This is a genomic window from Maricaulis sp., assembly GCF_048269565.1.
Taxonomy (GTDB): Bacteria; Pseudomonadota; Alphaproteobacteria; order Caulobacterales; family Maricaulaceae; genus Maricaulis.
Genome location: NZ_JBLXIK010000003.1, coordinates 444552 through 468820, shown reverse-complemented (window position 1 = coordinate 468820; position 24269 = coordinate 444552). Strand labels below are relative to the sequence as shown.

The 24269-nt window shown below is 62.5% G+C and carries 22 protein-coding genes; 21 read left to right on the top strand and 1 reads right to left on the bottom strand.

Annotated elements, in window-relative coordinates; genetic code table 11:
* Positions 1-42 precede the first annotated feature (42 nt).
* The 3 genes from ACN0YL_RS09055 to ACN0YL_RS09045 all read left to right on the top strand — a co-directional run bounded on the left by ACN0YL_RS09055 (position 43) and on the right by ACN0YL_RS09045 (position 3222).
* On the top strand, positions 43-930 hold the full coding sequence (locus ACN0YL_RS09055; RefSeq protein ID WP_417497752.1) for a hypothetical protein: 888 nt from the start codon (positions 43-45) through the stop codon (positions 928-930).
* A gap of 192 nt (positions 931-1122) precedes the next feature.
* Positions 1123-2844 (top strand): DEAD/DEAH box helicase, encoded by a 1722-nt coding sequence (locus tag ACN0YL_RS09050; RefSeq protein ID WP_417497751.1) that lies wholly within the window; start codon positions 1123-1125, stop codon positions 2842-2844.
* Between the two features lie 174 nt (positions 2845-3018).
* The gene (locus tag ACN0YL_RS09045) at positions 3019-3222 is read left to right on the top strand and encodes a dodecin family protein (protein ID WP_339738876.1); all 204 of its coding nucleotides are present in this window, start codon (positions 3019-3021) and stop codon (positions 3220-3222) included.
* Between the two features lie 106 nt (positions 3223-3328).
* Here the strand turns inward: ACN0YL_RS09045 and ACN0YL_RS09040 are convergent, their stop codons facing one another.
* Positions 3329-5608 carry a patatin-like phospholipase family protein gene (locus tag ACN0YL_RS09040; protein ID WP_417497750.1) on the bottom strand — a complete coding sequence of 760 codons (2280 nt, stop codon included), beginning with the start codon at positions 5606-5608 and terminating at the stop codon, positions 3329-3331.
* Between the two features lie 151 nt (positions 5609-5759).
* Here ACN0YL_RS09040 and ACN0YL_RS09035 point away from each other — a divergent pair, with 151 nt between their 5' ends.
* The 18 genes from ACN0YL_RS09035 (at position 5760) to nuoN (ending at position 24267) form a co-directional block, all read left to right on the top strand.
* Positions 5760-7469, top strand: a complete 1710-nt coding sequence (locus ACN0YL_RS09035) for a carboxylesterase/lipase family protein (protein WP_417497749.1) — start codon at positions 5760-5762, stop codon at positions 7467-7469.
* 103 nt (positions 7470-7572) lie between these two features.
* The gene (locus tag ACN0YL_RS09030) at positions 7573-8448 is read left to right on the top strand and encodes an alpha/beta fold hydrolase (protein WP_417492225.1); all 876 of its coding nucleotides are present in this window, start codon (positions 7573-7575) and stop codon (positions 8446-8448) included.
* Positions 8449-8737: 289 nt separating this feature from the next.
* Positions 8738-9106, top strand: a complete 369-nt coding sequence (locus tag ACN0YL_RS09025) for an NADH-quinone oxidoreductase subunit A (protein WP_417468050.1) — start codon at positions 8738-8740, stop codon at positions 9104-9106.
* Positions 9107-9110: 4 nt separating this feature from the next.
* The gene (locus ACN0YL_RS09020) at positions 9111-9677 is read left to right on the top strand and encodes a NuoB/complex I 20 kDa subunit family protein (protein WP_417468051.1); all 567 of its coding nucleotides are present in this window, start codon (positions 9111-9113) and stop codon (positions 9675-9677) included.
* Between the two features lie 11 nt (positions 9678-9688).
* Positions 9689-10291 carry an NADH-quinone oxidoreductase subunit C gene (locus ACN0YL_RS09015; RefSeq protein ID WP_417497748.1) on the top strand — a complete coding sequence of 201 codons (603 nt, stop codon included), beginning with the start codon at positions 9689-9691 and terminating at the stop codon, positions 10289-10291.
* 3 nt (positions 10292-10294) lie between these two features.
* Entirely contained in the window at positions 10295-11497 is a 1203-nt protein-coding gene (locus ACN0YL_RS09010) for an NADH-quinone oxidoreductase subunit D (protein WP_417497747.1), read from the top strand.
* Entirely contained in the window at positions 11494-11781 is a 288-nt protein-coding gene (locus ACN0YL_RS09005) for a hypothetical protein (RefSeq protein WP_417492222.1), read from the top strand. Before ACN0YL_RS09010 ends, ACN0YL_RS09005 begins: the two co-directional genes overlap by 4 nt.
* The gene (nuoE, locus tag ACN0YL_RS09000; RefSeq protein ID WP_417492221.1) at positions 11778-12821 is read left to right on the top strand and encodes an NADH-quinone oxidoreductase subunit NuoE; all 1044 of its coding nucleotides are present in this window, start codon (positions 11778-11780) and stop codon (positions 12819-12821) included. Before ACN0YL_RS09005 ends, nuoE begins: the two co-directional genes overlap by 4 nt.
* On the top strand, positions 12821-14131 hold the full coding sequence (gene nuoF, locus ACN0YL_RS08995; protein ID WP_417497746.1) for an NADH-quinone oxidoreductase subunit NuoF: 1311 nt from the start codon (positions 12821-12823) through the stop codon (positions 14129-14131). The genes nuoE and nuoF overlap by 1 nt, the downstream gene beginning before the upstream one ends.
* A 92-nt stretch (positions 14132-14223) precedes the next feature.
* A complete protein-coding gene (locus tag ACN0YL_RS08990; protein ID WP_417497745.1) occupies positions 14224-14568 on the top strand; it encodes a hypothetical protein in 345 nt (114 codons plus the stop codon).
* Positions 14565-16658 carry an NADH-quinone oxidoreductase subunit NuoG gene (nuoG, locus tag ACN0YL_RS08985; protein WP_417497744.1) on the top strand — a complete coding sequence of 698 codons (2094 nt, stop codon included), beginning with the start codon at positions 14565-14567 and terminating at the stop codon, positions 16656-16658. Before ACN0YL_RS08990 ends, nuoG begins: the two co-directional genes overlap by 4 nt.
* A 3-nt stretch (positions 16659-16661) precedes the next feature.
* A complete protein-coding gene (nuoH, locus tag ACN0YL_RS08980) occupies positions 16662-17741 on the top strand; it encodes an NADH-quinone oxidoreductase subunit NuoH (RefSeq protein ID WP_417497743.1) in 1080 nt (359 codons plus the stop codon).
* A gap of 5 nt (positions 17742-17746) precedes the next feature.
* Positions 17747-18235: an NADH-quinone oxidoreductase subunit NuoI gene (gene nuoI, locus ACN0YL_RS08975; protein ID WP_417497742.1), complete on the top strand. Its 489-nt coding sequence runs from the start codon at positions 17747-17749 to the stop codon at positions 18233-18235.
* A gap of 42 nt (positions 18236-18277) precedes the next feature.
* On the top strand, positions 18278-18889 hold the full coding sequence (locus ACN0YL_RS08970; RefSeq protein WP_417497741.1) for an NADH-quinone oxidoreductase subunit J: 612 nt from the start codon (positions 18278-18280) through the stop codon (positions 18887-18889).
* Entirely contained in the window at positions 18886-19197 is a 312-nt protein-coding gene (gene nuoK, locus ACN0YL_RS08965; protein ID WP_417468067.1) for an NADH-quinone oxidoreductase subunit NuoK, read from the top strand. Before ACN0YL_RS08970 ends, nuoK begins: the two co-directional genes overlap by 4 nt.
* A 7-nt stretch (positions 19198-19204) precedes the next feature.
* Complete coding sequence (nuoL, locus tag ACN0YL_RS08960) at positions 19205-21298, top strand: NADH-quinone oxidoreductase subunit L (protein ID WP_417497740.1); 2094 nt, start codon at positions 19205-19207, stop codon at positions 21296-21298.
* A gap of 1 nt (position 21299) precedes the next feature.
* On the top strand, positions 21300-22814 hold the full coding sequence (locus tag ACN0YL_RS08955) for an NADH-quinone oxidoreductase subunit M (RefSeq protein WP_417497739.1): 1515 nt from the start codon (positions 21300-21302) through the stop codon (positions 22812-22814).
* 10 nt (positions 22815-22824) lie between these two features.
* The gene (gene nuoN, locus ACN0YL_RS08950) at positions 22825-24267 is read left to right on the top strand and encodes an NADH-quinone oxidoreductase subunit NuoN (protein ID WP_417497738.1); all 1443 of its coding nucleotides are present in this window, start codon (positions 22825-22827) and stop codon (positions 24265-24267) included.
* Positions 24268-24269 lie beyond the last annotated feature (2 nt).

The window sequence follows — 24269 nt, the reverse complement described above, 5'->3', positions numbered from 1 at the left end:
GTTGCCACCGCTCGTTTTTCATATTTGCCTTGGGAGAGGGCCATGCCACGCGTCAATCTGATCCCCGACAATCTCGATGCGCGCAACGCGGAGTTCGAGCAGGCCGCGTTGGCCGAGCCGGTCTTTCTCAACAGCGTGCCCAAGAGCGGGACCCATCTTCTTCGCAATATCCTGCGCATGTTCGTACCGGTGGCGCAGCAATACCATGCCGCCTTCATCCAGTATCCGATCTTGGCCCAGCATGCCGCGGCAATGGACCCCGCCGAGCCCCGGCTCAGCTGGGGGCATTTGCTGTTCTCTGACGTCTCCGCGATTGCGGTCTACAAGGCTCGCCATATCCTGCTTTTGCGTGATCCATATGACTGGGTCCTGGCGCGGGCGCGCTTTTTTGCCTCGGACAGTTTCCAGGGCCGGGTCGACCATCTCAAGGGCCGGGTCGTTACGCCCGAGGACATGCTCAATATGGCGATCTTCGGAATTCCGGGCAAAATGCCCGCCCTGCAGGAGATCTACACGCATAACGCCGCCGCCTGGCTTGGCACGGCGGTCAATCTGGTCCGGTTCGAGGATATCAAACTTCACCTCGAGGACTTGAATTCCCGCGCTGCCGAGCGTTTTTTCACTGGCCTTCTGGGTATGTGCGGCATCGACCCGTTGCCCGGGGACTGGCGCGCGCGGGTGCTGATCGGGGCGGACCGCAAGCAGAGCGGCACCGCCCGGGAAAATCTGGCCGGCGAGGGGATGGATTTCCCGGCCGAACTCCCCGATACTCAGAAAGCCCTCGTTGACTACGCCGCGCCGGGCCTGCGCCAGCTTCTCGGCTATGCCTGGGGCGCAGGCTGTCCGGTGCGAGCCGCCATACCGGTCTTGCGAAATGACTTGCTGCCTCGGCGGATCCGTGGGAGAGGGCGGGCAACACGCCGTGCGTAGATGATGTCAATCTCATCGACGGCGTGCGTTGGCGAGATTAACTGCGTATCGATCCCCGCCAAACCAGACGTGCCGCGAATGGCACACCGACATGGCGGCTGTTCTACGCAAGCTTCCTCGATGCAAACACGGCGTCGTACGCGACGGGCATGGGCCCGGCGCGGCAGATGCCTATGATGAAAGCGTGCCCCCTTGACCAAGTTTACCGATCTCGGCCTTGCCGAGCCTATCCTTCGCGCCCTGGCCGCAGAGGGCTATGAAAGCCCGACCCCGATCCAGGCGGAATTCATTCCCGAAATGCTTGCCGGTCGTGACCTGGTCGGTATTGCCCAGACCGGGACCGGCAAGACCGCCGCTTTCCTGCTGCCGATCCTCAATGGCCTTGCCGACGCCAGCGGGCCGGTCGAGCCGAAATGCTGCCGCGCCCTGATCCTGACCCCGACGCGTGAGCTGGCGGCCCAGATCGAGCAGGCCATCCGCGCCTATGGCCGCCATGTCCGCTTTTCGGTCGCCCTCGTGGTGGGTGGCTCGAAGCCGTTTCCGCAAATCCGCGCCCTGTCGCGCGGTGTCGATATCGTCGTTGCAACACCGGGGCGCTTGGTTGACCACATGGACTCCGGGGCGATCAAGCTCAACCGCACGACGACGCTGGTGCTCGATGAGGCGGACCAGATGCTCGATCTCGGCTTTCTGCCGGCGGTACGCGATATCTCGGCCAAGCTGAACTTCAAGCGCCAGACCGTGCTGACCTCGGCGACGATGCCGAAACAGATCCGGGCCCTGATCAAGGATCTGCTCAAGGACCCCAAACATATCTCGGTCGCCGCTCAGTCACGTCCGATCGAGGCGATCGATCAACGTGCCATCCTGTGCAATCGCGAATCCAAGCGTTCGCTCCTGCTCGACATCCTGGCCGCCCAGGACATGACGCGCGGCATTGTGTTTACCCGCACCAAGCGCGGCGCTGACCGGGTCCACGAGCACCTGGTCAAATACGGTCTCAATGCCAAGGCGATCCATGGCGACAAGTCGCAGGGTGAACGCACCCGGGCGCTGGACGGGTTTCGCCGGGGCAAGGTGAAAATCCTCGTCGCCACCGATGTCGCCGCGCGCGGGATCGATGTCGATAATATCTCTCATGTCGTCAATTACGAGCTGCCGAATGTGCCGGAAGCCTATGTTCACCGTATCGGCCGTACGGCGCGTGCCGGCAAGACCGGCGTCGCGATCTCGCTGGTCGACAATTCGGAAAAACACTATCTGCGCGATATCGAGCATCTGATCGGCACCACGATCCCGAAAACCGCCGCCGGCCATGTGGTCGAGCTGGAGGGTGATGAGGCCGATGCGGCAGTGCCGAGCAAGCCGCGCGCCAAGCCGGTCAAGCGTGCTTTCCAGGCCCAGGGTATTGCCCGCAATGCTGACGGCGGCGCGCGCAAGGCGGCGCGTCCGTCTCCGCGGGGCAAGCCAGCCGGCGCCGCCGCGCGCGAGGGTGACGAGCCCAAGCGCCGTGAGGGCGGTCCAGCCAAGCCCGGCCGTGCCGGCCGCGATGGTGGTTCGCGCTCTGAGGCGCGGCCTGCATCGCGGGGCAAGTCTACCGGTGCACCGCGCTCCGGCGATGACTTCAAGCGCCGCGAAGGTCCCCCGACCCGCATCGGCCGCGATGGCGAACCGCGCGGCGAAGGCCGTCCGGCCCCACGGGGCAAGGCTGCGGGCCGTGACGGCGACAAGCGTGGTGATAGCAGGCCAGCCAAGTCCGGCAAGCCGGCGCGCGATGGCGGCAAAGCGCCGTTCAAGGGCGGTGACCGGCCCAGGGGTGCCGGCGTCAAGGGTACCGTTTCAAAGGGCGGGGAAGGCAAGATATTCAAGCCACGCCGTCCCGGCAGCCGACCTGGTGCGAAGCGTTCCGTTTGATGCGGGGGCAACCTCAATGGGGCTGGCGACGGGTCGTCTAACAGTCAGGTTGGCGCAACATTCGGTAGCTTTAAGCGAGCAAAATGTGTTACCTGAGGCGCTTCTACTCGGTATCTCTGCTGTCCGGGGATTGACCCCTTGCCGGCACGCCGCCCCAGAAAAAGGTAATCCACCATGTCCGTTGCACGCATCACCGAAATTTCCTCGACCTCTTCGAAAAGCTTTGACGAAGCCGTCCGCAAGGGCATTGAGCGCGCCAGCAAGACGCTGCGCAATATCCGCGGCGCCTGGGTCAAGGAACAGCAGGTTATCGTCGAGGACGGCAAGCTCACCAAATTCAAGGTGAACCTTCTCGTGACCTTCGAACTGGAAGACTAGCTACGGTTTGACAACCGTGCGCGCGCCTTGATGCGTGGGCAGAGTATGGCCGCATGAATATTCCGGGGCACAATGCGTGCCCCGGAATTCTTGTGTCCATCGCAGGTCAGAACGGGCGGCCGACAAACAGATACAGTGATTGCCGGCCGGTATCGGCACGGCCATAGGCCAGATAGACCGGCCCGAGCACGGTGTCGGCGGACAGGAAGGCGCTGCCGGCGAGCGTCATGTCGGAGGCGCTGACCAGATCGCGGTCAGCCCAGACATTGCCGCCCTCGAGGGAGATGCCGGCATAGAGCGGGACGCCGAAAACCTGGGCATTGGCAGCATTCAGACGGCGGCGATAGACCAGACGACCGAGCGCGAAGCTCTCGCCAATCAGCTCTTCGTCCTTGTAGCCCGACAGGCTGAACAGGCCGCCCAGCCGGTAGAGCGAATCCAGCGGCATGGTGCCGGACAGGTTGGAGCCGGCATCGAGCTGAACGATCAGCGTGTCAGCACCGCGCGACCAGGCCTGCATGGCGTGCGCCTCGAGGCTTTCGAAGTCGGCGCTGGCGCCGAGGGTTTCGCGCGCGACCGACAGCTGCGAGGACAGCCGCACCCCACCGGTCGGGAAGAAGGCATTGTCTAGTGTGTCGACCCCGGCCGACAGATTGATCTGGCCGATATCGATATTGACCTCGTCCGGCGTTGCATAACCGTCCTGGAGCTCCGCTTGGCCTGTTCCGCGCTGATAGCCGAGGCGGATTTCCGCCGGGTAGTCAAACTGCCAGCCGGCGTCGAGCTGCGCTTCGGCATAGGTGGCGCGATAGGTGCCGGTGCGGAAGCCGTCAGCCCGGTAGCGCGGGATATTGCGGATCACGAAATTGGCCCGCGGCGCCAGGAAGAGATGCTGCGTCGTGTCGAATAGCTGGAACAATTCCGCCGAGAGTCCGAACCGGTCCCCGAACATGGCGTCGACACGCACCTCCGAACCATAGGGGTCGATCGGGAGCGAGCGGTATTCCAGCGATATCCGGTATTCGCCATCGCCATCAAAGTCATTCTCGAGCGTCAACCCCACTCGGATATTGGCGACATCATCGGGTCGGGCGTCAGCATTGATGACCAGGGCTGTCGCGTCGCCATGATGGGCGAGTTCGTAGGACACCTGATCGAAAGCGCCGAGTGCGTAGATCGTCGCCAGATCTTCGGCGAGGGCATCGACATTCAGTAGCTCACCGGTGGGTTGGGAAATGTTTTCGAGCAGGAGTTCAGAACTCAGGCGGGAGCTGTTGTTGATCTGGACCTCATCGATCTCGGGGACCGGTGGTGCGACGAGGCGAGTATGGTCCGTCTGCAGGGCCTGCAGACGGTCAAAGACCTCGTTGGCGGCGAGTTCGCCCGCAGCGATCAATTCCGGGCCGCGCGTGAAATCGCCGGCTGTCAGATCGCCCTGGCTGACCTGGATCAGGATGTCCTGAGGCCCGAGCAAGGCGAGCTGAGCGGTTTCGTTGGACAGGACCAGCAGCGTCATTGACTGGGTCAGCAATTCCACCCCGGTGCGCAATTCTTCCGCGGTCAGCAGGCGCCCCTGGACGGCGACGACAATGATGATATCGGCGCCCATCGCCTGGGCGATATCGACCGGAATATTCTTGCTCAGTCCGCCATCGACCAGCAATTGCCCGTTGATTTCCTCCGGCGGCAGGACCCCGGGCACCGCCATCGAGGCCCGCATCGCCATCGCCAGGTCCCCTTCGCTTAGGCTGACGGGCGCGCCGGTGGCGATGTCGGTGGCGACGGCGCGGTATGGAATTGGCAGGTCATCGAACGAGCCTCGGCCCGGATTGCGCACCAGATTGCGCAGGGCGAGGTTGAGATTCTGGTCATTGATGAACGCGCGCGGCAGGCGCAGCCCGTAGCGATCGAGATCAAAGCTCAGCTCGGCCGGGAAGTTCCCCTCGATCCGGCGGCGGCGATAGGATTGGGAGCGGCGCGGGGAATCGGCGCTGAAGACGCGCGTCCAGTCGAGCGAGAGCATAGCCTGCTCCAGCTCGGCTGCCGAATAGCCTGACGCATACAGGCCGCCAACAATGGCGCCCATGGATGTGCCGACGACGAGGTCAGGCTGCACACCGGCGCGTTCCAGCGTCGCGATGGCGCCGACATGGGAAATGCCCAGGGCTCCGCCGCCGGACAGGACGAGCGCGATGCGGGGGTGGCTACAGGGTGCGGGCGCCGGATTGCAGCGTGTCCAGCGATTCGGCTCGGTGACCGGTGGCGGCTGGGTCATTAGACCATCGGCATAGTCAGCGGTCTGGGCGGTGGCGGCGGCGCTGGCGAGCGCCAGGCTGGCCGCGGCAATCGCGCGGAGACCCCGTCCGATGTCAAAAATCACGCCCATATCAGTATCCTGTTTCACGCTGAGGCGAGCACGCCGCCCCCTTGTTTGGGGAGCGGGGGTGCAAGGTCAAGACCCTGCTCGAGCGATGATCTCTTGCTCCCGGCGGCTATTCACCGCACCTTTCCGGCGAAGTTGTGGCTTGGGGGCCGATATGCGTCTTGTTATTCCAGCGATATTGATGTGGGCACTCGCGGCCTGCGGCGGGCCGGCAGAGCCACCGGTCCGGCCCGAGCCGGACGCTACCACGCTGCGGGGGACCGGTCAGGGCGAAGTGATCGGCTTTCGCACCGCGCGCGGCGCCGATGCCTGGCGCGGGCTGGCTTTCGCGGCACCTCCCGTCGGTGATTTGCGCTGGCGGGCGCCACGCCCGGTGGCTCAGCACGATGGTGTGTTCGAGGCTCTGCAATCCTCGGGGCGCTGCCCGCAGATCACGAATGGCTATGACGCCGATCTCGAGCCGGGCCAGCTGATCGGAGCCGAGGACTGTCTCTATCTCGATATCTATGCCCCGCCCGGCGCCGAAGGTCGCGACCTGCCGGTGATGTTCTTTATTCATGGCGGCGCCAATACCTGGGGCTATGCGGCCCAGTATGATGCCTCGCAGCTGGCGCTCGACCAGGATGTGATCGTGGTTGTGACGCAATACCGGCTCGGGCCGCTCGGCTGGTTCGCCCATCCGGTCTTGCGCGGGGACGCCATTATGCCCGCCGACGCGGCGGCGAATTTCGCCCTGCTTGACCAGATCGCGGGCCTCGCCTGGGTGCGCGACAATATCGCGGCGTTTGGCGGCGATGCCGGGCGAGTGACGATTTTTGGCGAGAGTGCCGGGGCACAAAACGTGTTGGCCCTGATGGCCTCGCCGCTGGCCGAGGGCCTGTTCCATCGCGCCATCGCCGAAAGCGGCACGATGCGCAGTGTCTCGCTGGCCCGCGCCGAGGGCACTCAGCCCTTGCCCGACAGCGCCCTGGTCGAGATTGCCGGCATTGAGGCGGCGGCCCGTTTCGCCGGTGCCGCAGCACCGGCTTCGGCGCTGCGCGCAGCCTCGCTTCAGGCGATATTCGACGCCTATGGCGAAGCCGACATGCCGCGCGTGATCGAGGATGGCGTCACGCTGATGTCCGGCGGCATGCGCGCGGCCTTCTCGGATCCGGCGCGTGATATCGTGCCGCTTATCACCGGCAGTAATCGCGACGAATACCGGCTCTATCTCGCCTTCAATCCGGAGTTCACCAAGACGACGCTGGGCGTGATCCGCAACCGGCGTGATCCGGCCCGCTACAACGCAATGGGCGATATCGGTGCCCGCCTGTGGCGGATGGACGGCGTTGATGACGCCGCCAACCGGCTGCTGGCGTCCGGCCATGACGAGGTCTGGGCCTACCGTTTTGACTGGGACGAGGGCGGCACGCTGCTCTTCACCGACACCGCAGCCCTGCTCGGAGCGGCCCACACTATGGAATTGCCGTTTGTGTTCAACGATTTCACGATCCTCTACGGCGATATCGGCAAGGTGTTGTTCACCGGGGACAATGCTGCCGGGCGCCAGGTCGTGGCCGAGGCGATGGGGGCCTATTGGGGCGCTTTCGCGCATGCCGGCGATCCCAATACCGGCAATGGGGACCGGCTGGAATGGCCGGTCTGGCAGGCAGGCGGTCGTTTGATGCGCTTTGATACGCCGGCCGATGGCGGTCCGGAAATCCTGACCGGCAGCGATGACTGGGACAGTCTGCCGCGCGAGATCCTGGCCAATGAGAATCTGACGCCGGACGATCATTGCGCCATCGCCGATGTCGCGGTGATGCGCGATGTCCCGGCCGGTGAGCTCATGCGCGCGACGCTGGGCTGCGTCGCGGTGGAGTGAAGCTGGACGCATGATCGCCATGCAGCTGGCGGCATTGATTGCGTGCGCCGGCAGTGATTGAAATCGACGCGCCCCGCTGCGGGCTGTCGAGGGACAAGCGCGTATGACATCGCCTGAATATCGTGAGTTTGAGCTGGATGACGGCGTAATGTCGGCCCGCGTCTGGCCCCGTGCGGGGGCGCCGGTGATGGTGTTCGCCCACGCCAACGGGTTTTGCGCCAGTGCCTATGGCCGCATCTTGGGGCAACTGGCTGACCGCTTCGAGATTGTCGCGCCGGACTTGCGTGGACATGGCCGATCGCGCCTGCCGACTGATCCGGAAACCCACCGCAGCTGGGATATCCATGCCGCCGATCTGCGCGCACTTTATGCCCGGCTGCCGCAGGCGCCTGATCTGCTGGCCGGTCACTCCATGGGCGCGGTCAGCACTTTGCTGGCAGCCTCAAAGATGGACACATGCCCCGTACTCGCGCTGGTGGAACCGGTGGTTCTGCCCCTGAGCTTCAGCCTGTTCGCGCGCTGGCCCTGGCACAATCCGCTCAAGGGGCGTTTCGGGCTCGCCAAACAGGCACGACGCCGTGTCAATGGCTGGCCCGACCGGGCCGGTGCCACCGAGCGCTATCGCCGGCACAAGACCTTTGCCAGCTGGGCGCCAGGCGTGCTGGAGGATTACCTTGCCGACGGTCTGGTGGAAGATGCGAACGGGGTGCACCTGGCCTGCGATCCGCAATGGGAGGCTGCCAATTACGAATCCCAGGGGCATGACGTGCTGCGCGCGGCGCGCGTGGTCGGCAGCCGGGCGCATGTGCTCAGGGCAGGGCGTGGGTCCACCGTGGTCAATCGCGCCGGGCTTGAACGACGGGGCGTGACGATTGAAGGCATTGACGGTGTCGGTCACTTGGCACCGATGGAAGCGCCGCAACGGGTCGCGGCCTGGATCGCCGGCATCGCCGGCATCGCCGACACGGCGCGGGGATGAACTGGCCGTCATGGTCGCGGCAGCCGCGCCCCGGCGCCGGGTTCGGGCAGCTTTCCACACCGATATTTGCGATCCACTCGCAACTGCCCGGTCAAACCTCTGCATCCTGCCGCAATCACTGAAATTACGCCGCCTTTTGCCCTTGCCCCTGACGCCGGTGCGATCTAGCTTCCGCGCCAAATCGGGCAGGGGGCTGTCGCGGTGTATCGATTCGTTGTTCTGACGATGACGCACCGGAAACCCGGCGGATACCGGCCCGGTATCGGACGCAAACTGGCGAGGCCCGGCAATGGACGCGTTGCTTCTCGACTACCTGCCTATCTTGATCTTCTTCGGCATCGCGGCAGCGCTGGGTGTAGGCTTCATGGCCGCCGCCTTCGTGATCGCACCCTCGAATCCGGATCCGGAAAAAGTGTCGACCTATGAGTGCGGCTTCGAAGCTTTCGATGATGCGCGCATGAAGTTCGACATCCGCTTCTACCTCGTCGCCATCCTGTTCATCATTTTCGACCTCGAAGTGGCCTTCCTCTTTCCGTGGGCGGTAACGCTGCGCGAGAGCCTGGGTCAGTTCGAATTCTGGTCGATGATGGTCTTTCTCACCGTGCTCACCATCGGCTTTATCTATGAGCTGAAAAAAGGCGCGCTGGATTGGGAATGAAGCCATGACCTCAGACCTCACCCCCCATGCCGGCCAGGCGGGCCGCGCCACGGTGCCCGGCTATGATCCGAAGGCGCACGACCCCTTCTTCGACGGCGTGTCCGACGCGCTCGCCGATAAGGGCTTTGTCGTCGCTGCTGCCGACGATCTCGTCACCTGGGCCCGCACCGGTTCGCTGATGTGGATGACCTTCGGTCTGGCCTGTTGCGCCGTCGAGATGATGCAGGCTTCGATGCCGCGCTATGACGTGGAGCGTTTCGGCTTCGCACCGCGCGCCAGCCCGCGCCAGTCCGACGTGATGATCGTCGCCGGCACCTTGACCAACAAGATGGCGCCCGCCTTGCGCAAGGTCTACGACCAGATGCCCGAGCCGCGCTATGTCATCTCGATGGGATCGTGCGCCAATGGCGGGGGGTATTATCACTATTCCTACGCCGTCGTGCGCGGCTGCGACCGCATCGTGCCGGTCGATATCTATGTGCCCGGTTGCCCGCCCACCGCTGAAGCCCTCGTGTACGGAATTCTGCAATTGCAGAAGAAGATCCGCCGCGAAGGCTCGATCGAGCGCTAGGAGAGGACGAGATGAGCGAAGCCCTCACGACGCTTGGCGAGCATATCGCTGCGGCCCAGGAATCGGCGGTCACCAGCTGGGACACCAAGTTCGGGGATCTGACGGTCCACATCCATCGTGATCGGGTCACCGAGGTCCTGCGCTTCCTGCGTGATGATCCGGCCTGCCGTTTCACGACATTGATCGATCTGTGCGGCGTTGATTTTCCGGCCCGTCACGAGCGTTTCGAGGTGGTCTACCACCTGCTCTCCATGCATCAGAATCAGCGCATCCGCGTCAAGCTGACCACGGACGAGGATAGCCCGGTCGATAGCGTGTCCGAGCTCTTCCCGGTCGCCGACTGGTTCGAGCGCGAAGCCTTCGACATGTACGGCATCACCTTCGCCAACCATCCGGACCTGCGCCGCATCCTCACCGATTACGGTTTCGAGGGGCATCCGCTGCGCAAGGATTTCCCGCTGTCGGGCTATGTCGAAGTGCGCTGGGATGACGAGCAGAAGCGCGTCGTTTATGAGCCCGTCGAACTGGTCCAGGCCTATCGCGATTTCGATTTCATGAGCCCGTGGGAGGGTGCCAAATACATCCTTCCCGGCGACGAGAAGGCGGAGGGCTAGCCCATGGCTGACGACGCGACCACCAGCGCCCCACGCAATTTCACGATCAATTTCGGACCGCAGCACCCGGCCGCGCACGGTGTGCTGCGCCTGGTGCTCGAGCTCGATGGCGAGGTTGTCGAGCGGGTTGATCCGCATATCGGTCTTTTGCATCGCGGCACCGAGAAGCTGCTGGAACACAAGACCTATCTCCAGGGCATCGGCTATTTTGACCGGCTCGACTATGTCGCGCCGATGAACCAGGAACATGCCTTCTGCATGGCCGCGGAAAAGCTGGCCGGGATTTCCGTGCCCAAGCGCGGTGAATATGTCCGCGTGCTGTATTGCGAGATCGGCCGCGTGCTCAATCACCTGCTCAATGTCACGACGCAGGCGATGGATGTCGGTGCACTCACCCCGCCGCTGTGGGGTTTTGAAGAGCGCGAAAAACTCATGGTGTTCTATGAGCGCGCCTCGGGCAGCCGCATGCATGCGCATTATTTCCGTCCCGGCGGCGTCCACCAGGACCTGCCACCGGAACTGATCAGCGACATCCGGGCCTGGTGTGCGCAATTCCCGGCCAAGCTTGACGATATCGATAAGCTGTTGAGTGAAAACCGCATCTTCAAGCAGCGCAATGTCGATATCGGCGTTGTCACCAAGGAAGACGTGCTCGCCTGGGGCTTCTCCGGCGTCATGGTGCGCGGCTCGGGCCTGGCCTGGGATCTGCGCCGTTCGCAGCCCTATTCGGTCTATGACGAGCTTGAATTCAATGTGCCGGTTGGCAAGAATGGCGATTGCTATGATCGCTATCTGTGCCGCATGGAAGAAATGCGCGAGAGCGTGAAGATCATGCTCCAGTGCTGTGACTGGCTGGAAAAACCGGAAAACCAGGGCGAAGTCCTGGCGACCGACAGCAAGTTCTCGCCGCCGCGCCGGGCCGAGATGAAACGCTCGATGGAAGCGCTGATCCAGCACTTCAAGCTCTACACCGAGGGCGTCCATGTCGAAGAGGGCGAATGCTATGTCGCCGTTGAAGCGCCGAAGGGCGAATTTGGCGTCTATCTCGTCTCCGACGGCTCCAACAAGCCTTATCGCGTCAAGATCCGCGCGCCGGGCTTTGCCCATCTCGCGGCACTGGATTTCATGAACAGGGGCCACATGCTGGCCGATGTCTCCGCGATCATCGGATCGCTGGACGTGGTCTTCGGGGAGATCGACCGATGAGCGAGCGAACAGTTGATTGTTGCACTCATGGTAAAGTTCGCGCGGCGTTTGTTTGCACACATACCCTGAAGTCGCTCGAAGACGCTGAAGCGCGAGGATTCATCTGGACTCGTGATGAGTCTGGCTGCCTCAACGCCTATTGCTCTCTCTGTGATGAGAAATTGCAGGCTGTCGGGGGCGACTGGAACGACGAAGCCGAGGCATTCGCTGGTGTCACCATGGTTTGCGAGGGGTGCGCCTCAAAGGTCGCAGGCCTCAACGGCGTGAAGGAGTTGCCGCAATGAGCGTTCGCCGTCTCGCCAAGCAACAACCGGAAAGCTTCACCTTCAGCGCAGACAGCGAGAAGGAAATTGCATTCTGGCTGGCGAAATATCCTGAAGCCCGCAAGGCTTCCGCCGTCATTCCGCTGCTCTGGATCGCCCAGAAGCAGGAGGGATGGGTCTGTGAACCGGCGCTGCGCGAAATCGCGTCGCGGCTGGAGATGGCCTATATCCGCGTCTATGAAGTCGTCACCTTCTACACCATGTTCAACCTGGCCCCGGTCGGTGAACATCTGATCCAGGTCTGCGGCACGACGCCGTGCATGCTGCGGGGCTCGGACGAGCTGATCAAGGTGTGCAAGTCGCGCATCGGTGAGGCCGGCGCGATTTCCGCCGACGGCAAGTTCACCTGGGTTGAAGTGGAATGCATGGGCGCCTGCGCCAATGCGCCGATGTTCCAGCTCGCCAACAAGGATGGCGATCATTACGTCGAAGATCTTGATGCCGCCAAGTTGGAGCAGGTCCTCGACGATCTCGCCGCCGGCAAGGCGATCAAGTACGGCCCGCAATCGGACCGCGTTTCCTCGGAAGCGCACGGCACCCAGGTGCTGACCGATCCGAGCCTGTATGATGGCTCGCGCGCCAAGCCGATCAAACTGCCCAATACCGGCAAGGACGATGCTGCGGCGCCCGCTGAAAAGCCGGCAGCTGCGCCCAAGCCAGCGCCCGCGGCCAAGCCCGCGGCCACCAAGCCCGTCAGCAAGACCAAGCCAAAACCGGCACCCAAGACCAAGGCTGCGCCTGCCGCAGCGGCTCCGGCCGCCGAGAAGGCGCCGAAAACCCTGAAAAAGGCCAAGGGCCAGCCTGATGACCTCAAGCGTTTGAGCGGGGTTGGCCCCAAGCTGGAACAGACGCTCAATGAGCTCGGCTTCTTCCATTTCGCGCAGATCGCGCAGTGGGGCCCCGACGAGATTGCATGGGTCGACAGCCGTCTGAAATTCAAGGGCCGGATCGAACGTGAAGGCTGGGTGGCGCAAGCCAAGGCCCTGGCGGAGGGCGCATAATGGTTCAGCTGCTTCAAGACAAGGATCGCATCTTCACCAATCTGTTCGGGCATCACAGCCCCGACCTTGAAGGTGCAAAACAGCGCGGCTGCTGGAACGGGACCACCGAGATCCTGCAGCAGGGCCGTGACTGGATCATCGACAATATGAAGGCCTCGGGCCTGCGCGGCCGTGGCGGCGCCGGTTTCCCGACCGGTCTGAAATGGTCCTTCATGCCGAAGGAAGTGGGCGCCCGCCCGCATTATCTCGTCGTCAATGCCGATGAGTCCGAGCCGGGCACCTGCAAGGATCGCGAGATCATGCGCCATGATCCGCATCTACTGATCGAAGGCTGCCTGATCGCCTCCTTCGCGATGCAGGCGCATGCCTGTTACATCTACTTGCGCGGTGAATACGTCACCGAGCGCCTGGCGCTCGAAAAAGCCGTCGCCGAGGCCTACAAGGCCAAGCTGATCGGCGATAAGAATATCCATGGCTGGCCGTTCCACGTCTATATCCATCACGGCGCCGGCGCCTATATCTGCGGCGAAGAGACGGCTCTGCTCGAAAGCCTGGAAGGCAAAAAAGGCCAGCCGCGCATGAAGCCGCCATTCCCGGCCAATGCCGGCCTGTATGGCTGCCCGACCACCGTCAATAACGTTGAATCCATCGCGGTTGCAGGCACAATCCTGCGCCGCGGCGCCGAATGGTTCGCCAGCTTCGGCCGCGAGCGCAATGTCGGCACCAAGATCTTCTCGATCTCCGGCCATGTGAACAAGCCGTGTAATGTCGAGGAAGCGATGTCGGTGCCGATGCGGACCCTGATCGAGACCCATGCCGGCGGCGTGCGCGGCGGCTGGGACAATCTCAAGGCCGTCATTCCGGGCGGCTCCTCGGTTTCGCTGCTGCCGAAACATATCTGCGATGACGTGCTGATGGATTTCGATGCCCTCTCGGCGCACAAATCCGGCCTCGGCACCGCCGCCGTCATCGTGATGGATAATTCCACCGATGTCGTCAAAGCCATCGCGCGGATATCCTACTTTTACCGCCATGAAAGCTGCGGCCAGTGCACCCCGTGCCGCGAAGGCACCGGCTGGATGTGGCGCGTGCTTGAGCGCATGTCGCGCGGCGAATCTGAGATCTCCGAGATCGACATGCTGCTCGACGTCGCCGGTCAGGTCGAAGGCCACACGATCTGCGCCCTTGGCGATGCGGCTGCCTGGCCGGTCCAGGGCCTGATCCGGCATTTCCGCTCGGAGATCGAGGATCGCATCAATAATTATCGCGCCGGCAAGCCTGTCTTTGTCTCGCAAGTGGCAGCGGAGTAGGGCGGGCTGTGAGAACCTTCCTCACATACGTTCTGGCGGCTTTGGCGGCGAATGGGACGGCTTTGCTGGTTTCGTTTGCGCGGGAGCCCGGCTTGGCTGTTTTGACCGACTATGTATGGGCGTCTGCGTTCACGCTCCCGCTCTTCGGGATCGTCTGGTTCGTGGTCGAGCGAATGGGCGCGGAAATGATCGCGCGATTTGGGCTGCCTGTTCGTCTGATTGGCGCGTCCGTTCTTTGGGCGGTCCTGACCAGTATCGCAAGTCTTCCACCACTGTTCGCGGTTGGGCAGGCGTTTACCTGGGGCTTTGGCCCGCTCCTGTCGGGTGCGCCGACGACGCCCGTGGCGGCGTCGCTGTTTCTGATACCGGGCGCTGCCTGGGGCATTGTTTTCTGGATTCGGGCTCCCAAGCCCACAACAGCAGGGATCGCGGCATGAGCGACGACCTTCGCAAAATCATAGTCGACGGTGAAGAGGTCGAAGTACCGAACTCTTACACGCTGTTGCAGGCCGCCGAGACTGCCGGGCGCGAAATTCCGCGTTTCTGCTATCATGAGCGCCTGTCGGTGGCCGGCAATTGCCGCATGTGTCTGGTCGAGCTGGTCGGAGCGCCCAAACCGGCTGCCTCCTGTGCCATGCAGGTCAAGGATATGCGCGGCGGGCCGAATGGCGAGCCACCGGCGATGAATACGCTCTCGCCCATGGTCAAGAAGGCGCGCGAAGGGGTGATGGAGTTCTTGCTCATCAACCACCCGCTCGATTGCCCGATCTGCGACCAGGGCGGTGAATGCGACCTGCAGGACCAGTCGCTTGCCTATGGCCGCACCGGTTCGCGCTTTCCTGAAAACAAGCGCGCCGTCGAAGACAAGGAAATGGGTCCGATCGTCAAGACGGAGATGACGCGTTGCATCCAGTGCACGCGCTGCGTCCGCTTCGTCACCGAAGTCGCCGGCGTGCCGGAGATTGGCATGATCGGCCGCGGCGAAGACGCCGAAATCACCACCTATCTGGAACAGGCGATCACCTCGGAATTGTCCGGCAATGTCATCGATCTGTGCCCGGTCGGCGCGCTGACCTCCAAGCCCTACGCCTTCAATGCCCGCCCCTGGGAGCTGGAAAAGACCGAGACCATTGATGTGATGGATGCGGTCGGCTCGAATATCCGCGTTGATGCGCGCGGGCCCGCCGTGCTGCGCATCCTGCCGCGCGTCCATGAGGGCGTGAATGAGGAATGGATTTCCGACAAGACGCGCTACGCCTGGGAAGGCCTCGGCCGCCAGCGGCTCGACAAGGCCTATGTTCGCGAAGCCGGCAAGCTGCGCGCCATCGAATGGCCTGAAGCCCTGACGATTGCCGCGAGCAAGCTCTCCGGTGACGCCTCGAAGATCGGCGCGATTGCCGGTGACTTGTGCTCAGTCGAGGAAATGAAGGCCGCCAAGGATTTGTTCGATGCCCTCGGCGTCGTCTCCTATGATTGCCGCCAGGACGGATCGAAGCTCAATTCGGGCACGCGCCAGTCCTATCTCTTCAACTCGACCATTGCCGGGATTGAAGACGCCGATGCGATCCTGATCGTCGGTGCCAATCCGCGCCTCGAGGCGAGCATCATCAATGCCCGCATTCGCAAGACCTGGCTGCACAACGACACCAAGGTCGGCCTGATCGGCGCACCGGTTGATCTGACCTATTCCTATGAGCATGTCGGCACCTCCGCCGCCGATCTCGCAGGTCTGGCCAAGAAGCGTTCCGGCTTCATCAAGACCCTGAAAGACGCGAAGCGTCCGATGATCATTCTCGGCTCGGCCGCGCTGGCTGGCCCTGACGGGGCGCAAGTCCTGCGCGCTGCCGGTGAGCTGGCTGCGGCGATCGGTGCTGTCGGCGAGACATGGAACGGCTTCAACGTGCTGCACACGGCGGCCAGCCGCGTCGGCGGTCTCGATCTCGGCTTCGTGCCGGGTGAGGGGGGCTATGACGTCGCCGGCATGCAGTCCGCCAAGATGGACACCGTCGTGTTGATGGGGGCCGACGAGCTCGACATGGCCAGCTTCGGCGATGCCTTCGTGATCTATATCGGCAGCCATGGCGATGCCGGCGCCCACCGCGCCGACCTGATCCTACCCGGCGCCGCCTGGACCGAGCAGGACGGCATCTTCGTCAATACCGAGGGCCGGGTTCAGCTCGCCTCGCGCGCCGTCTTCCCGAAAGGCGATGCGAAAGAGAACTGGGCGATTTTCCGCGCCCTGTCCGAGCGTCTCGGCAAGACCTTGCCCTATGACAATCTCGAACAATTGCGCCGCAAATTGTTTGGCAGCCATGCCGTCTTTGCCGGGATCGACCATGCCCCGGGCAGCGATGATGCTGCCGAGTTCGAGGTTGCGGCCATCGGTGCCGCAGGCGATGTCGCGTCGGCTGATTTCGGTGTTGCGGTGACGGATTTCTACTTTACCAACCCGATCGTGCGGGCCTCGAAGACGCTGGCGGAATGCTCCGCCATTGCTCGCGGGCCAGCCCAAGCTGCGGCGGAGTAAGCGATGAGCGATTTCATCACTCAATTCGGCATCTGGGGCGGGCTTGGCATGGCCGTGCTGCAGATCCTCGGCTTCACCATCGTGTTGCTGGTTTCGCTGGCCTTCCTGCTGCTGATGGACCGCAAGGTCTGGGCCGCGGTGCAGATGCGCAAGGGCCCGAATGTGGTCGGTGCCTTCGGGCTGTTGCAGTCCTTCGCCGATTTTTTCAAATTCGTGTTCAAGGAAATCGTCATTCCGGCCGGCGTGGATCGCACGCTGTATATCCTGGCGCCGCTGATCACCCTGGTTCTTGCCTTTGCGACCTGGGCCGTGGTGCCGGTCGCACCGGGTTGGGTGATCTCTGACCTCAATGTCGGCGTGCTCTACCTGTTCGCGATGTCCTCGCTCGGTGTCTATGGCATCATCATCGGTGGCTGGGCCTCCAACTCGAAATACCCCTTCCTGGCGGCGCTGCGGTCTGCGGCGCAGATGGTCTCCTACGAAGTCTCGATCGGCTTCGTTATCGTCACCGTGCTGCTGTTTGCCGGTTCGATGAATCTCACCGTGATTGTCGAGGCACAGTCGGGCGGGTTCTGGAACTGGAATGTGCTCGCGGGCGGTGCCCTGATCAATCACGGCTGGCCGATGTTCCTGGTGATGATCCCGATGACGGTGATCTTCTTTATCTCGGCCCTGGCCGAAACCAACCGGCCGCCCTTCGATCTGGCCGAGGCCGAGTCTGAACTCGTCGCCGGCTATCAGACCGAATATTCCTCGACGCCCTATCTGCTGTTCATGATCGGCGAATATCTCAACATCGTGCTGATGTGTGCGATGACGACGATCCTGTTCTTCGGCGGCTGGAATTCGCCGATCGATCTGGACACCAGCGCCTGGCCCTACATGGTCTCGCACCTGTGGTATTTCTTCTGGTTCGCGATCAAGATCGTCTTCTTCTTCTTCATGTTCGCCATGGTGAAGGCGCTGGTGCCACGCTATCGCTATGACCAGCTGATGCGTCTGGGCTGGAAGATCTTCCTCCCGACCTCGCTCGCTGCGGTCGCACTGGTTGGCGCCTATATCGTCTTCGGGGCACAGGGATAATCGTCATGGGACGTATTGAACAAACCATTCGCGGTGCCTTGTTGATGGACTTCTGGTCCGCCTTCGGCATGGGGCTGCGCTATTTCTTCGCCAAGAAGGCGACGGTTAACTACCCGTTCGAAAAGGGCCCGCTGAGCCCGCGTTTTCGTGGCCAGCACGCCCTGCGCCGCTACGCCAATGGCGAAGAGCGCTGCATTGCCTGCAAGCTGTGCGAAGCGATCTGCCCGGCGCAGGCGATCACCATTGAGGCCGAACCGCGCCAGGACGGCTCGCGCCGCACCACGCGCTACGACATCGACATGACCAAGTGCATCTATTGCGGCTATTGCCAGGAAGCCTGTCCGGTCGACGCCATCGTCGAAGGGCCGAATTTCGAATACGCCGTCGAGACGCGCGAAGAACTGTATTACGACAAGGCAAAACTGCTCGCGAACGGCGATCGCTGGGAACGGGAAATTGCCAAGAATCTGGAACTTGACGCACCGTATCGCTGATACGGAGCTGGTCTGAGAAGCAAGAGAACGGAAGAGGGCGCTATGCTCGCAACACTGGCCTTCTGGGCCTTTTCCGGAGTGGCGATTTTTTCGGCCCTGATGGTCGTCATCGCGCGCAATCCGGTCAGGTCGGTCTTATTCCTGATCCTCGCCTTTTTCTCGGCGGCGGGCCTCTTCGTCCTGCTCGGCGCGGAATTCCTCGCCATGCTGCTGATCGTTGTCTATGTCGGCGCGGTCGCGGTTCTGTTCCTGTTCGTGGTGATGATGCTCGATGTGGATTTCACCGAGCTGAAACAGGGCTTCCTTAGCTATTTGCCGCTCGGCGCCATTGTCGCGCTTGTGCTGGCGGGCGAACTGATCCTGATCACGATGAACTGGCAGGCCTCGCCGCAGGCACAATCGCTGCGCGCCGCTGCAACGCCGGAAGGGATGTCCAATATCGAGGCGCTCGGCCAGATCCTCTATTCCGATTACATCTTCTTCTTCCAGACCTCGGGTCTGGTTCTGCTCGTCGCGATGATTGGCGCCATCGTGCTGACCCTGCGTCACAAGAAAGGCGTCAAGCGCCAGAGCGTGACGGCCCAGGTTGGCCGCCGCCGTGAAGAGACGATCGAAATGCTCGACATCAAACCAGGACAGGGGATTGGCGAATGATCGATATCGGTCTGGGACATTATCTCGCCGTCGCGGCGATCCTCTTCACCATCGGCGTGTTCGGGATTTTCGTGAACCGCAAGAACGTCATCATCCTGTTGATGTCGATCGAGTTGATCCTGCTCTCGGTCAATCTGAACCTGGTGGCGTTTTCCAGCTATCTCGGCGATCTCGCCGGGCAGGTCTTCGCGCTGTTCGTGCTGACCGTTGCCGCTGCCGAGGCCGCCGTTGGTCTCGCCATTCTCGTCGTCTACTTCCGCAACCGGGGTGATATCTCGGTTGAGGGCGCCAATCTGATGAAGGGCTAAGGGGATTATGGCAGTTCTCATCGTCTTCGGTCCGCTGTTTGCCGCGGCCTTCGCCGGCCTCTTCGGCAATTTCATCGGCCATCGCGTCGCCCAGATCGTCACCACCGGTTTCGTGCTGGTGTCGGCCCTGCTGTCGATCCTGAATTTCTTCGACGTCGCCTATGGCGGCAACAGCCAGACCATTCACCTGGCGACCTGGATGTCGGTCGGCACCTTTGATGTCAGCTGGGCGATCAAGCTCGACACGCTGTCCTCGGTGATGCTGGTCGTGGTCACCAGCGTCGCCTCGCTGGTCCATATCTATTCCTGGGGCTATATGGCGCACGACCCGCACCGGTCGCGCTTCTTCGCCTATCTCTCGCTCTTTACCTTCGCCATGCTGGCGCTGGTGACGGCCGACAATTTCCTGCAGCTCTTCTTCGGCTGGGAAGGCGTCGGTCTCGCCTCCTATCTGCTGATCGGTTTCTGGTACAAGAAGAAGTCGGCCAATGACGCCGCCATCAAGGCCTTCGTCACCAACCGGGTCGGCGATTTCGGCTTTGCCATCGGCATTATGGCGCTCTTCCTGGTGTTCGGATCGGTCAGCTTTGGCGATGTCTTCGCCCAGGTCGGCGATCATACCGCGACGACGCTGGCCTTTGCCGGCATGGACATTCCGGCGATCGAACTGATCGCCTTCCTGCTCTTCATCGGCGCGATGGGCAAATCGGCACAGTTTTTCCTGCACGTCTGGCTGCCCGACGCCATGGAAGGCCCGACACCGGTCTCCGCCCTGATCCACGCCGCCACCATGGTCACCGCCGGCGTCTTCCTGGTCTGCCGCTGTTTCCCGATTTTCGAACTGGCACCGAATGCCTCGGCTTTCATCACCGTGATCGGTGCCCTGACGGCCTTCTTCGCCGCGACCGTCGGTCTGGCCCAGAACGATATCAAGCGCGTCATCGCCTATTCGACCTGTTCCCAGCTCGGCTACATGTTCTTCGCCGCTGGCCTCGGTCTCTATGGCGCCGCGATGTTCCACTTGTTCACGCACGCCTTCTTCAAGGCCTTGCTCTTCCTCGGATCCGGCTCGGTCATTCACGGCCTGCATGACGAGCAGGACATGCGCAAGATGGGCGGCATCTATCAGATGATGCCCGCAACCTGGATCATGATGCTGATCGGTACGCTGGCCCTGACCGGTGTCGGCCTGCCATTTGCGACGCTCGGCATCGGCTTCCTGCCCGATCTCGGCTTTGCCGGTTTCTTCTCCAAGGATGCGATCATCGAAGGGGCCTATATGGCCGGCCAGCAGGGCATTGCCTTCGGCAATCTTGCCTTCTGGGTCGGTGTCATCGCGGCGCTTCTGACCAGCTTCTATTCCTGGCGCCTGGTCTTCATGACCTTCCACGGCACGTTCCGGGGCGACAAGCACACCTTCGACCATGCCCATGATCCGCCATGGTCGATGATGGGCGCGCTGGTCGTGCTCGCCATCGGCGCCATCTTCGCCGGCGGCCTGATGAAGAATGATTTCATCGGCGGCAATTCAGGTCATTTCTGGAATGAAAGCCTGCCCGCTGCCGTGCACGGACCGGCTGTGGCCGGTGCCGACGCTGACGGGCATGCCCCTGTCGCCGATCATGGTGCGGCGGCTGAGCATGCGGTGCCGGCTGATACACATGCCGAAGCGGGCGCAACCGAAGGCCATGCGGGTGGTGAGCATCCGCCGGTCTGGGTCATCCTGGCGCCGTTTGTCGTCACGCTGGCCGGTTTCCTGGGCGCGGTCTATGCCTATCTGCTCAATGCGGGCATGGGCGCGCGGATCGCGGCCCGTGGTGGTCCGATCCACTCGCTCCTCTACAACAAATGGTATGTCGACGAGATCTACCACTTCATTTTCGTGAGAGGCGCCAAGGGGCTGGGCGATCTGTTCTGGAAATTCTTCGATGTGCGCATCATTGACGGCTTCGGCCCCAATGGTGTCGCCACGACCACGCTGGCCGCGGCGAAACGCATCGCCAAGGCGCAGTCCGGATATGTCTATCACTACGCATTCGTCATGCTGATCGGTGTTCTGGGGCTGACGCTCTGGATCCTCGTCGGCGCAGGAGGCCAATAGCATGTTTTCCGAGCTCGATGCCTTCCTGTCGATCCTGACATTCACGCCGGCGATCGGCGCGCTCATCATTGCCATCTTCCGCTTCGCCTCACGTCCGGAAGACCAGGCTCTGATCGACAAGAATTCGCGCCTGGTGGCTCTGGTCACGACGCTGGTTACCCTGGCCTTCGCCGGTGTGATGCTGCTGGAATTCGATCCGGCCGTCTCCGGCTTCCAGTTTGTGCACGAGGTGCTCTGGCTCGAGCAGATCGGCATGGGCTATCGCATGGGCGTCGATGGTATCTCGGTGCTGTTTGTCGTCCTCACCGCCTTCCTGATGCCAATCTGTATCCTGGCCTCCGGCGCGATCGAAAAGCGCGTCGCCGATTACATGATCGCATTCCTGTTGCTGGAGACCATGATCCTGGGCGTGTTTACCGCGCTCGACCTGGTCGTGTTCTACGTCTTCTTCGAAGGCGGGCTGATCCCGATGTTCCTGATCATCGGCGTCTGGGGCGGTCAGAACCGCGTCTATGCCGCGTTCAAGTTCTTCCTCTACACTCTGCTCGGCTCGGTGCTGATGATGGTGGCGATGATCTACATGTTCCTGCAGGCGGGAACGACCGACATCACCGTCCTGCTGGAAACCAGCTTCGCGCCGCAGGCCCAGACCTGGCTCTGGCTCGCCTTCTTCGCCTCTTTCGCGGTCAAGATGCCGATGTGGCCGGTCCATACCTGGCTGCCGGACGCACATGTGCAGGCACCGACGGCCGGTTCGGTCATCCTGGCCGGCGTATTGCTGAAAATGGGCGGTTACGGCTTCCTGCGCTTTTCCCTGCCGATGTTCCCGGACGCCAGCGCCTATTTCGCGCCGATGGTGTTTGTGCTGTCGCTGATCGCCATCATCTACACCTCGCTGGTGGCCTTCCGTCAGACCGATATCAAGAAGTTGATCGCCTATTCCTCGGTCGCGCATATGGGTTTCGTGACGCTGGGCCTGTTCTCGATGAACATGCTCGGGGTCCAGGGCGCCATCTTCCAGATGATCTCGCACGGCTTCATCTCCTCGGCGCTCTTCCTGTGCGTCGGCGTGATCTATGACCGCATGCACACCCGCGAAATCGCCTTCTATGGCGGCGTCGTCCACAAGATGCCGGTCTATGCGGCCATCTTCGGCCTGTTTGCGATGGCCAATGTCGGCCTGCCGGGCACATCCGGATTCATCGGTGAAATCATGACCATGGTCGGTGGGTATCAGGTCGCCTGGTGGGTCGGTGCCGGTGCTGCCGTCGGCGTTATCCTGTCGGCGGTCTACATGCTGACCGTCTATCGCGATGTGATCTTCGGTGAGATCACCAATCCGAAGCTCAACACGCTGACCGATCTCAACCGCACGGAATGGATCATCTTCGTGCCGCTGATCATCATGACGCTTCTGCTCGGCGTCTTCTCCACCCTGGTGACCGATATCACGGCTGCCTCGGTCGAGGCGCTGATCTCCAATTATGCTGCGGCACTCGCCGCACCGGCTCAGTAAGAGGCCTGACATGACCGCGGATATGCTCTCCCACGACCTGTCGCTGCTGACACCGGAACTGATGCTGGCCGGCGGCGCCATGGCGCTGTTGATGCTCGGCGTTTTCCTCAAGGGTGAGGGGACGGCGCGTCTGGTGCATCTGCTCACCATCGCGCTGCTGGTCGCGGCAGGCCTCGCCTCGCTCTTCCTGACGGGCGATGATGGCCAGGCCTTCGGTGGTGCGTTCGTGCTCGACCCGCTGGCGAAATACGCCAAGGTTGCCATCACCCTGGCCGCCGCACTCGCGATGCTGCTGGCCCTGCCTTACCTGGAAGCTGAAAAACTCTCCAAGGTCGAGTTCCCCGTGCTTGTGGCGCTTGGCGTCACCGGCATGGTAATGATGGTTTCGGCCAATGACCTGATCTCGATGTACATGGCTGTCGAACTGCAATCGCTGGCGCTTTACGTGCTGGCGGCGTTCAACCGCGACAGCCTGCGCGCCTCGGAAGCCGGACTCAAATATTTCGTCCTGGGGGCATTGTCCTCCGGCCTGCTGCTGTACGGCGCTTCGCTGGTCTACGGCTTCAGCGGCGCAACCGGCTTCAACGAGATCGCCATTGCGGTGGCCGGCGAGCCATCGGTCGGCCTGATCTTCGGCCTGGTTTTCGTGATCTGTGGCCTGGCCTTCAAGGTCTCCGCGGCCCCGTTCCACATGTGGACGCCCGATGTTTATGAAGGCGCCCCGACCCCGGTGACAGCCCTGTTTGCGACGGCGCCGAAAATGGCGGCCATCGTGCTGCTCGCCCGCGTACTGCTGGAACCGTTCGGCGGCATGCTGGACCAGTGGCGCGATGTGATCTGGATCATCGCCGTGCTGTCGATGGGCTTCGGTGCCTTCGGCGCGCTGACGCAGCAGAACTTCAAACGCCTGATGGCCTATTCCTCGATTGGCAGCATGGGCTACGCGCTCGTCGCCATTGCCTCGGCCAGCCAGACGGGCGTCTGGGCACTGCTGGTCTTCATGTCGCTCTACATGATTTCGGTGATCGGGACGTTCGGCGCCATCCTGTCGATGCGCACCCGCGAGGGCATGGTCGAGCAAATTTCCGATCTGGCTGGTCTGGCGCAGACCAATCCGGGCCTCGGCTGGTCGCTGACTGCGCTGATGTTCTCGATCGGCGGTCTGCCCTTCTTCGTCGGCTTCTTCGGCAAGTTCTTCGTCGTCTTTTCCGCGGTGCAATCGGATCTGCTGATCCTGGCCGTTCTCGCGGTGCTGTTCAGCGTCGTGAGTGCCGCCTACTATCTGCGGGTGGTCAAGGTGATGTGGTTCGATACGGCGGAGATCAGTTTCGTCGAGCCTGCGCTCAGCATCTACTGGGTGACGCGCCTGGCCGGCTGGTCGACCATCCTGCTGCTGCCGGCCCTGGGCTGGTTCATCTACCGGGCCTTCAGTGTCGGCCTGAACGTTTTCTAGAC

Bases quoted from the DNA above. Each gene is read 5' to 3' on its own strand.
- ACN0YL_RS09025 (WP_417468050.1), top strand. From the start codon at position 8,738: ATGGACGCGTTGCTTCTCGACTACCTGCCTATCTTGATCTTCTTCGGC.
- ACN0YL_RS08970 (WP_417497741.1), top strand. From the start codon at position 18,278: ATGCTCGCAACACTGGCCTTCTGGGCCTTTTCCGGAGTGGCGATTTTT.
- nuoF (WP_417497746.1), top strand. From the start codon at position 12,821: ATGGTTCAGCTGCTTCAAGACAAGGATCGCATCTTCACCAATCTGTTC.
- ACN0YL_RS09020 (WP_417468051.1), top strand. From the start codon at position 9,111: ATGACCTCAGACCTCACCCCCCATGCCGGCCAGGCGGGCCGCGCCACG.
- nuoE (WP_417492221.1), top strand. From the start codon at position 11,778: ATGAGCGTTCGCCGTCTCGCCAAGCAACAACCGGAAAGCTTCACCTTC.
- ACN0YL_RS09005 (WP_417492222.1), top strand. From the start codon at position 11,494: ATGAGCGAGCGAACAGTTGATTGTTGCACTCATGGTAAAGTTCGCGCG.
- nuoL (WP_417497740.1), top strand. From the start codon at position 19,205: ATGGCAGTTCTCATCGTCTTCGGTCCGCTGTTTGCCGCGGCCTTCGCC.
- nuoI (WP_417497742.1), top strand. From the start codon at position 17,747: ATGGGACGTATTGAACAAACCATTCGCGGTGCCTTGTTGATGGACTTC.
- nuoK (WP_417468067.1), top strand. From the start codon at position 18,886: ATGATCGATATCGGTCTGGGACATTATCTCGCCGTCGCGGCGATCCTC.
- ACN0YL_RS09035 (WP_417497749.1), top strand. From the start codon at position 5,760: ATGCGTCTTGTTATTCCAGCGATATTGATGTGGGCACTCGCGGCCTGC.
- ACN0YL_RS09030 (WP_417492225.1), top strand. From the start codon at position 7,573: ATGACATCGCCTGAATATCGTGAGTTTGAGCTGGATGACGGCGTAATG.
- nuoN (WP_417497738.1), top strand. From the start codon at position 22,825: ATGACCGCGGATATGCTCTCCCACGACCTGTCGCTGCTGACACCGGAA.
- ACN0YL_RS09010 (WP_417497747.1), top strand. From the start codon at position 10,295: ATGGCTGACGACGCGACCACCAGCGCCCCACGCAATTTCACGATCAAT.
- ACN0YL_RS08955 (WP_417497739.1), top strand. From the start codon at position 21,300: ATGTTTTCCGAGCTCGATGCCTTCCTGTCGATCCTGACATTCACGCCG.
- nuoH (WP_417497743.1), top strand. From the start codon at position 16,662: ATGAGCGATTTCATCACTCAATTCGGCATCTGGGGCGGGCTTGGCATG.
- ACN0YL_RS09040 (WP_417497750.1), bottom strand. From the start codon at position 5,608: ATGGGCGTGATTTTTGACATCGGACGGGGTCTCCGCGCGATTGCCGCG.
- ACN0YL_RS09015 (WP_417497748.1), top strand. From the start codon at position 9,689: ATGAGCGAAGCCCTCACGACGCTTGGCGAGCATATCGCTGCGGCCCAG.
- ACN0YL_RS09055 (WP_417497752.1), top strand. From the start codon at position 43: ATGCCACGCGTCAATCTGATCCCCGACAATCTCGATGCGCGCAACGCG.
- ACN0YL_RS09045 (WP_339738876.1), top strand. From the start codon at position 3,019: ATGTCCGTTGCACGCATCACCGAAATTTCCTCGACCTCTTCGAAAAGC.
- nuoG (WP_417497744.1), top strand. From the start codon at position 14,565: ATGAGCGACGACCTTCGCAAAATCATAGTCGACGGTGAAGAGGTCGAA.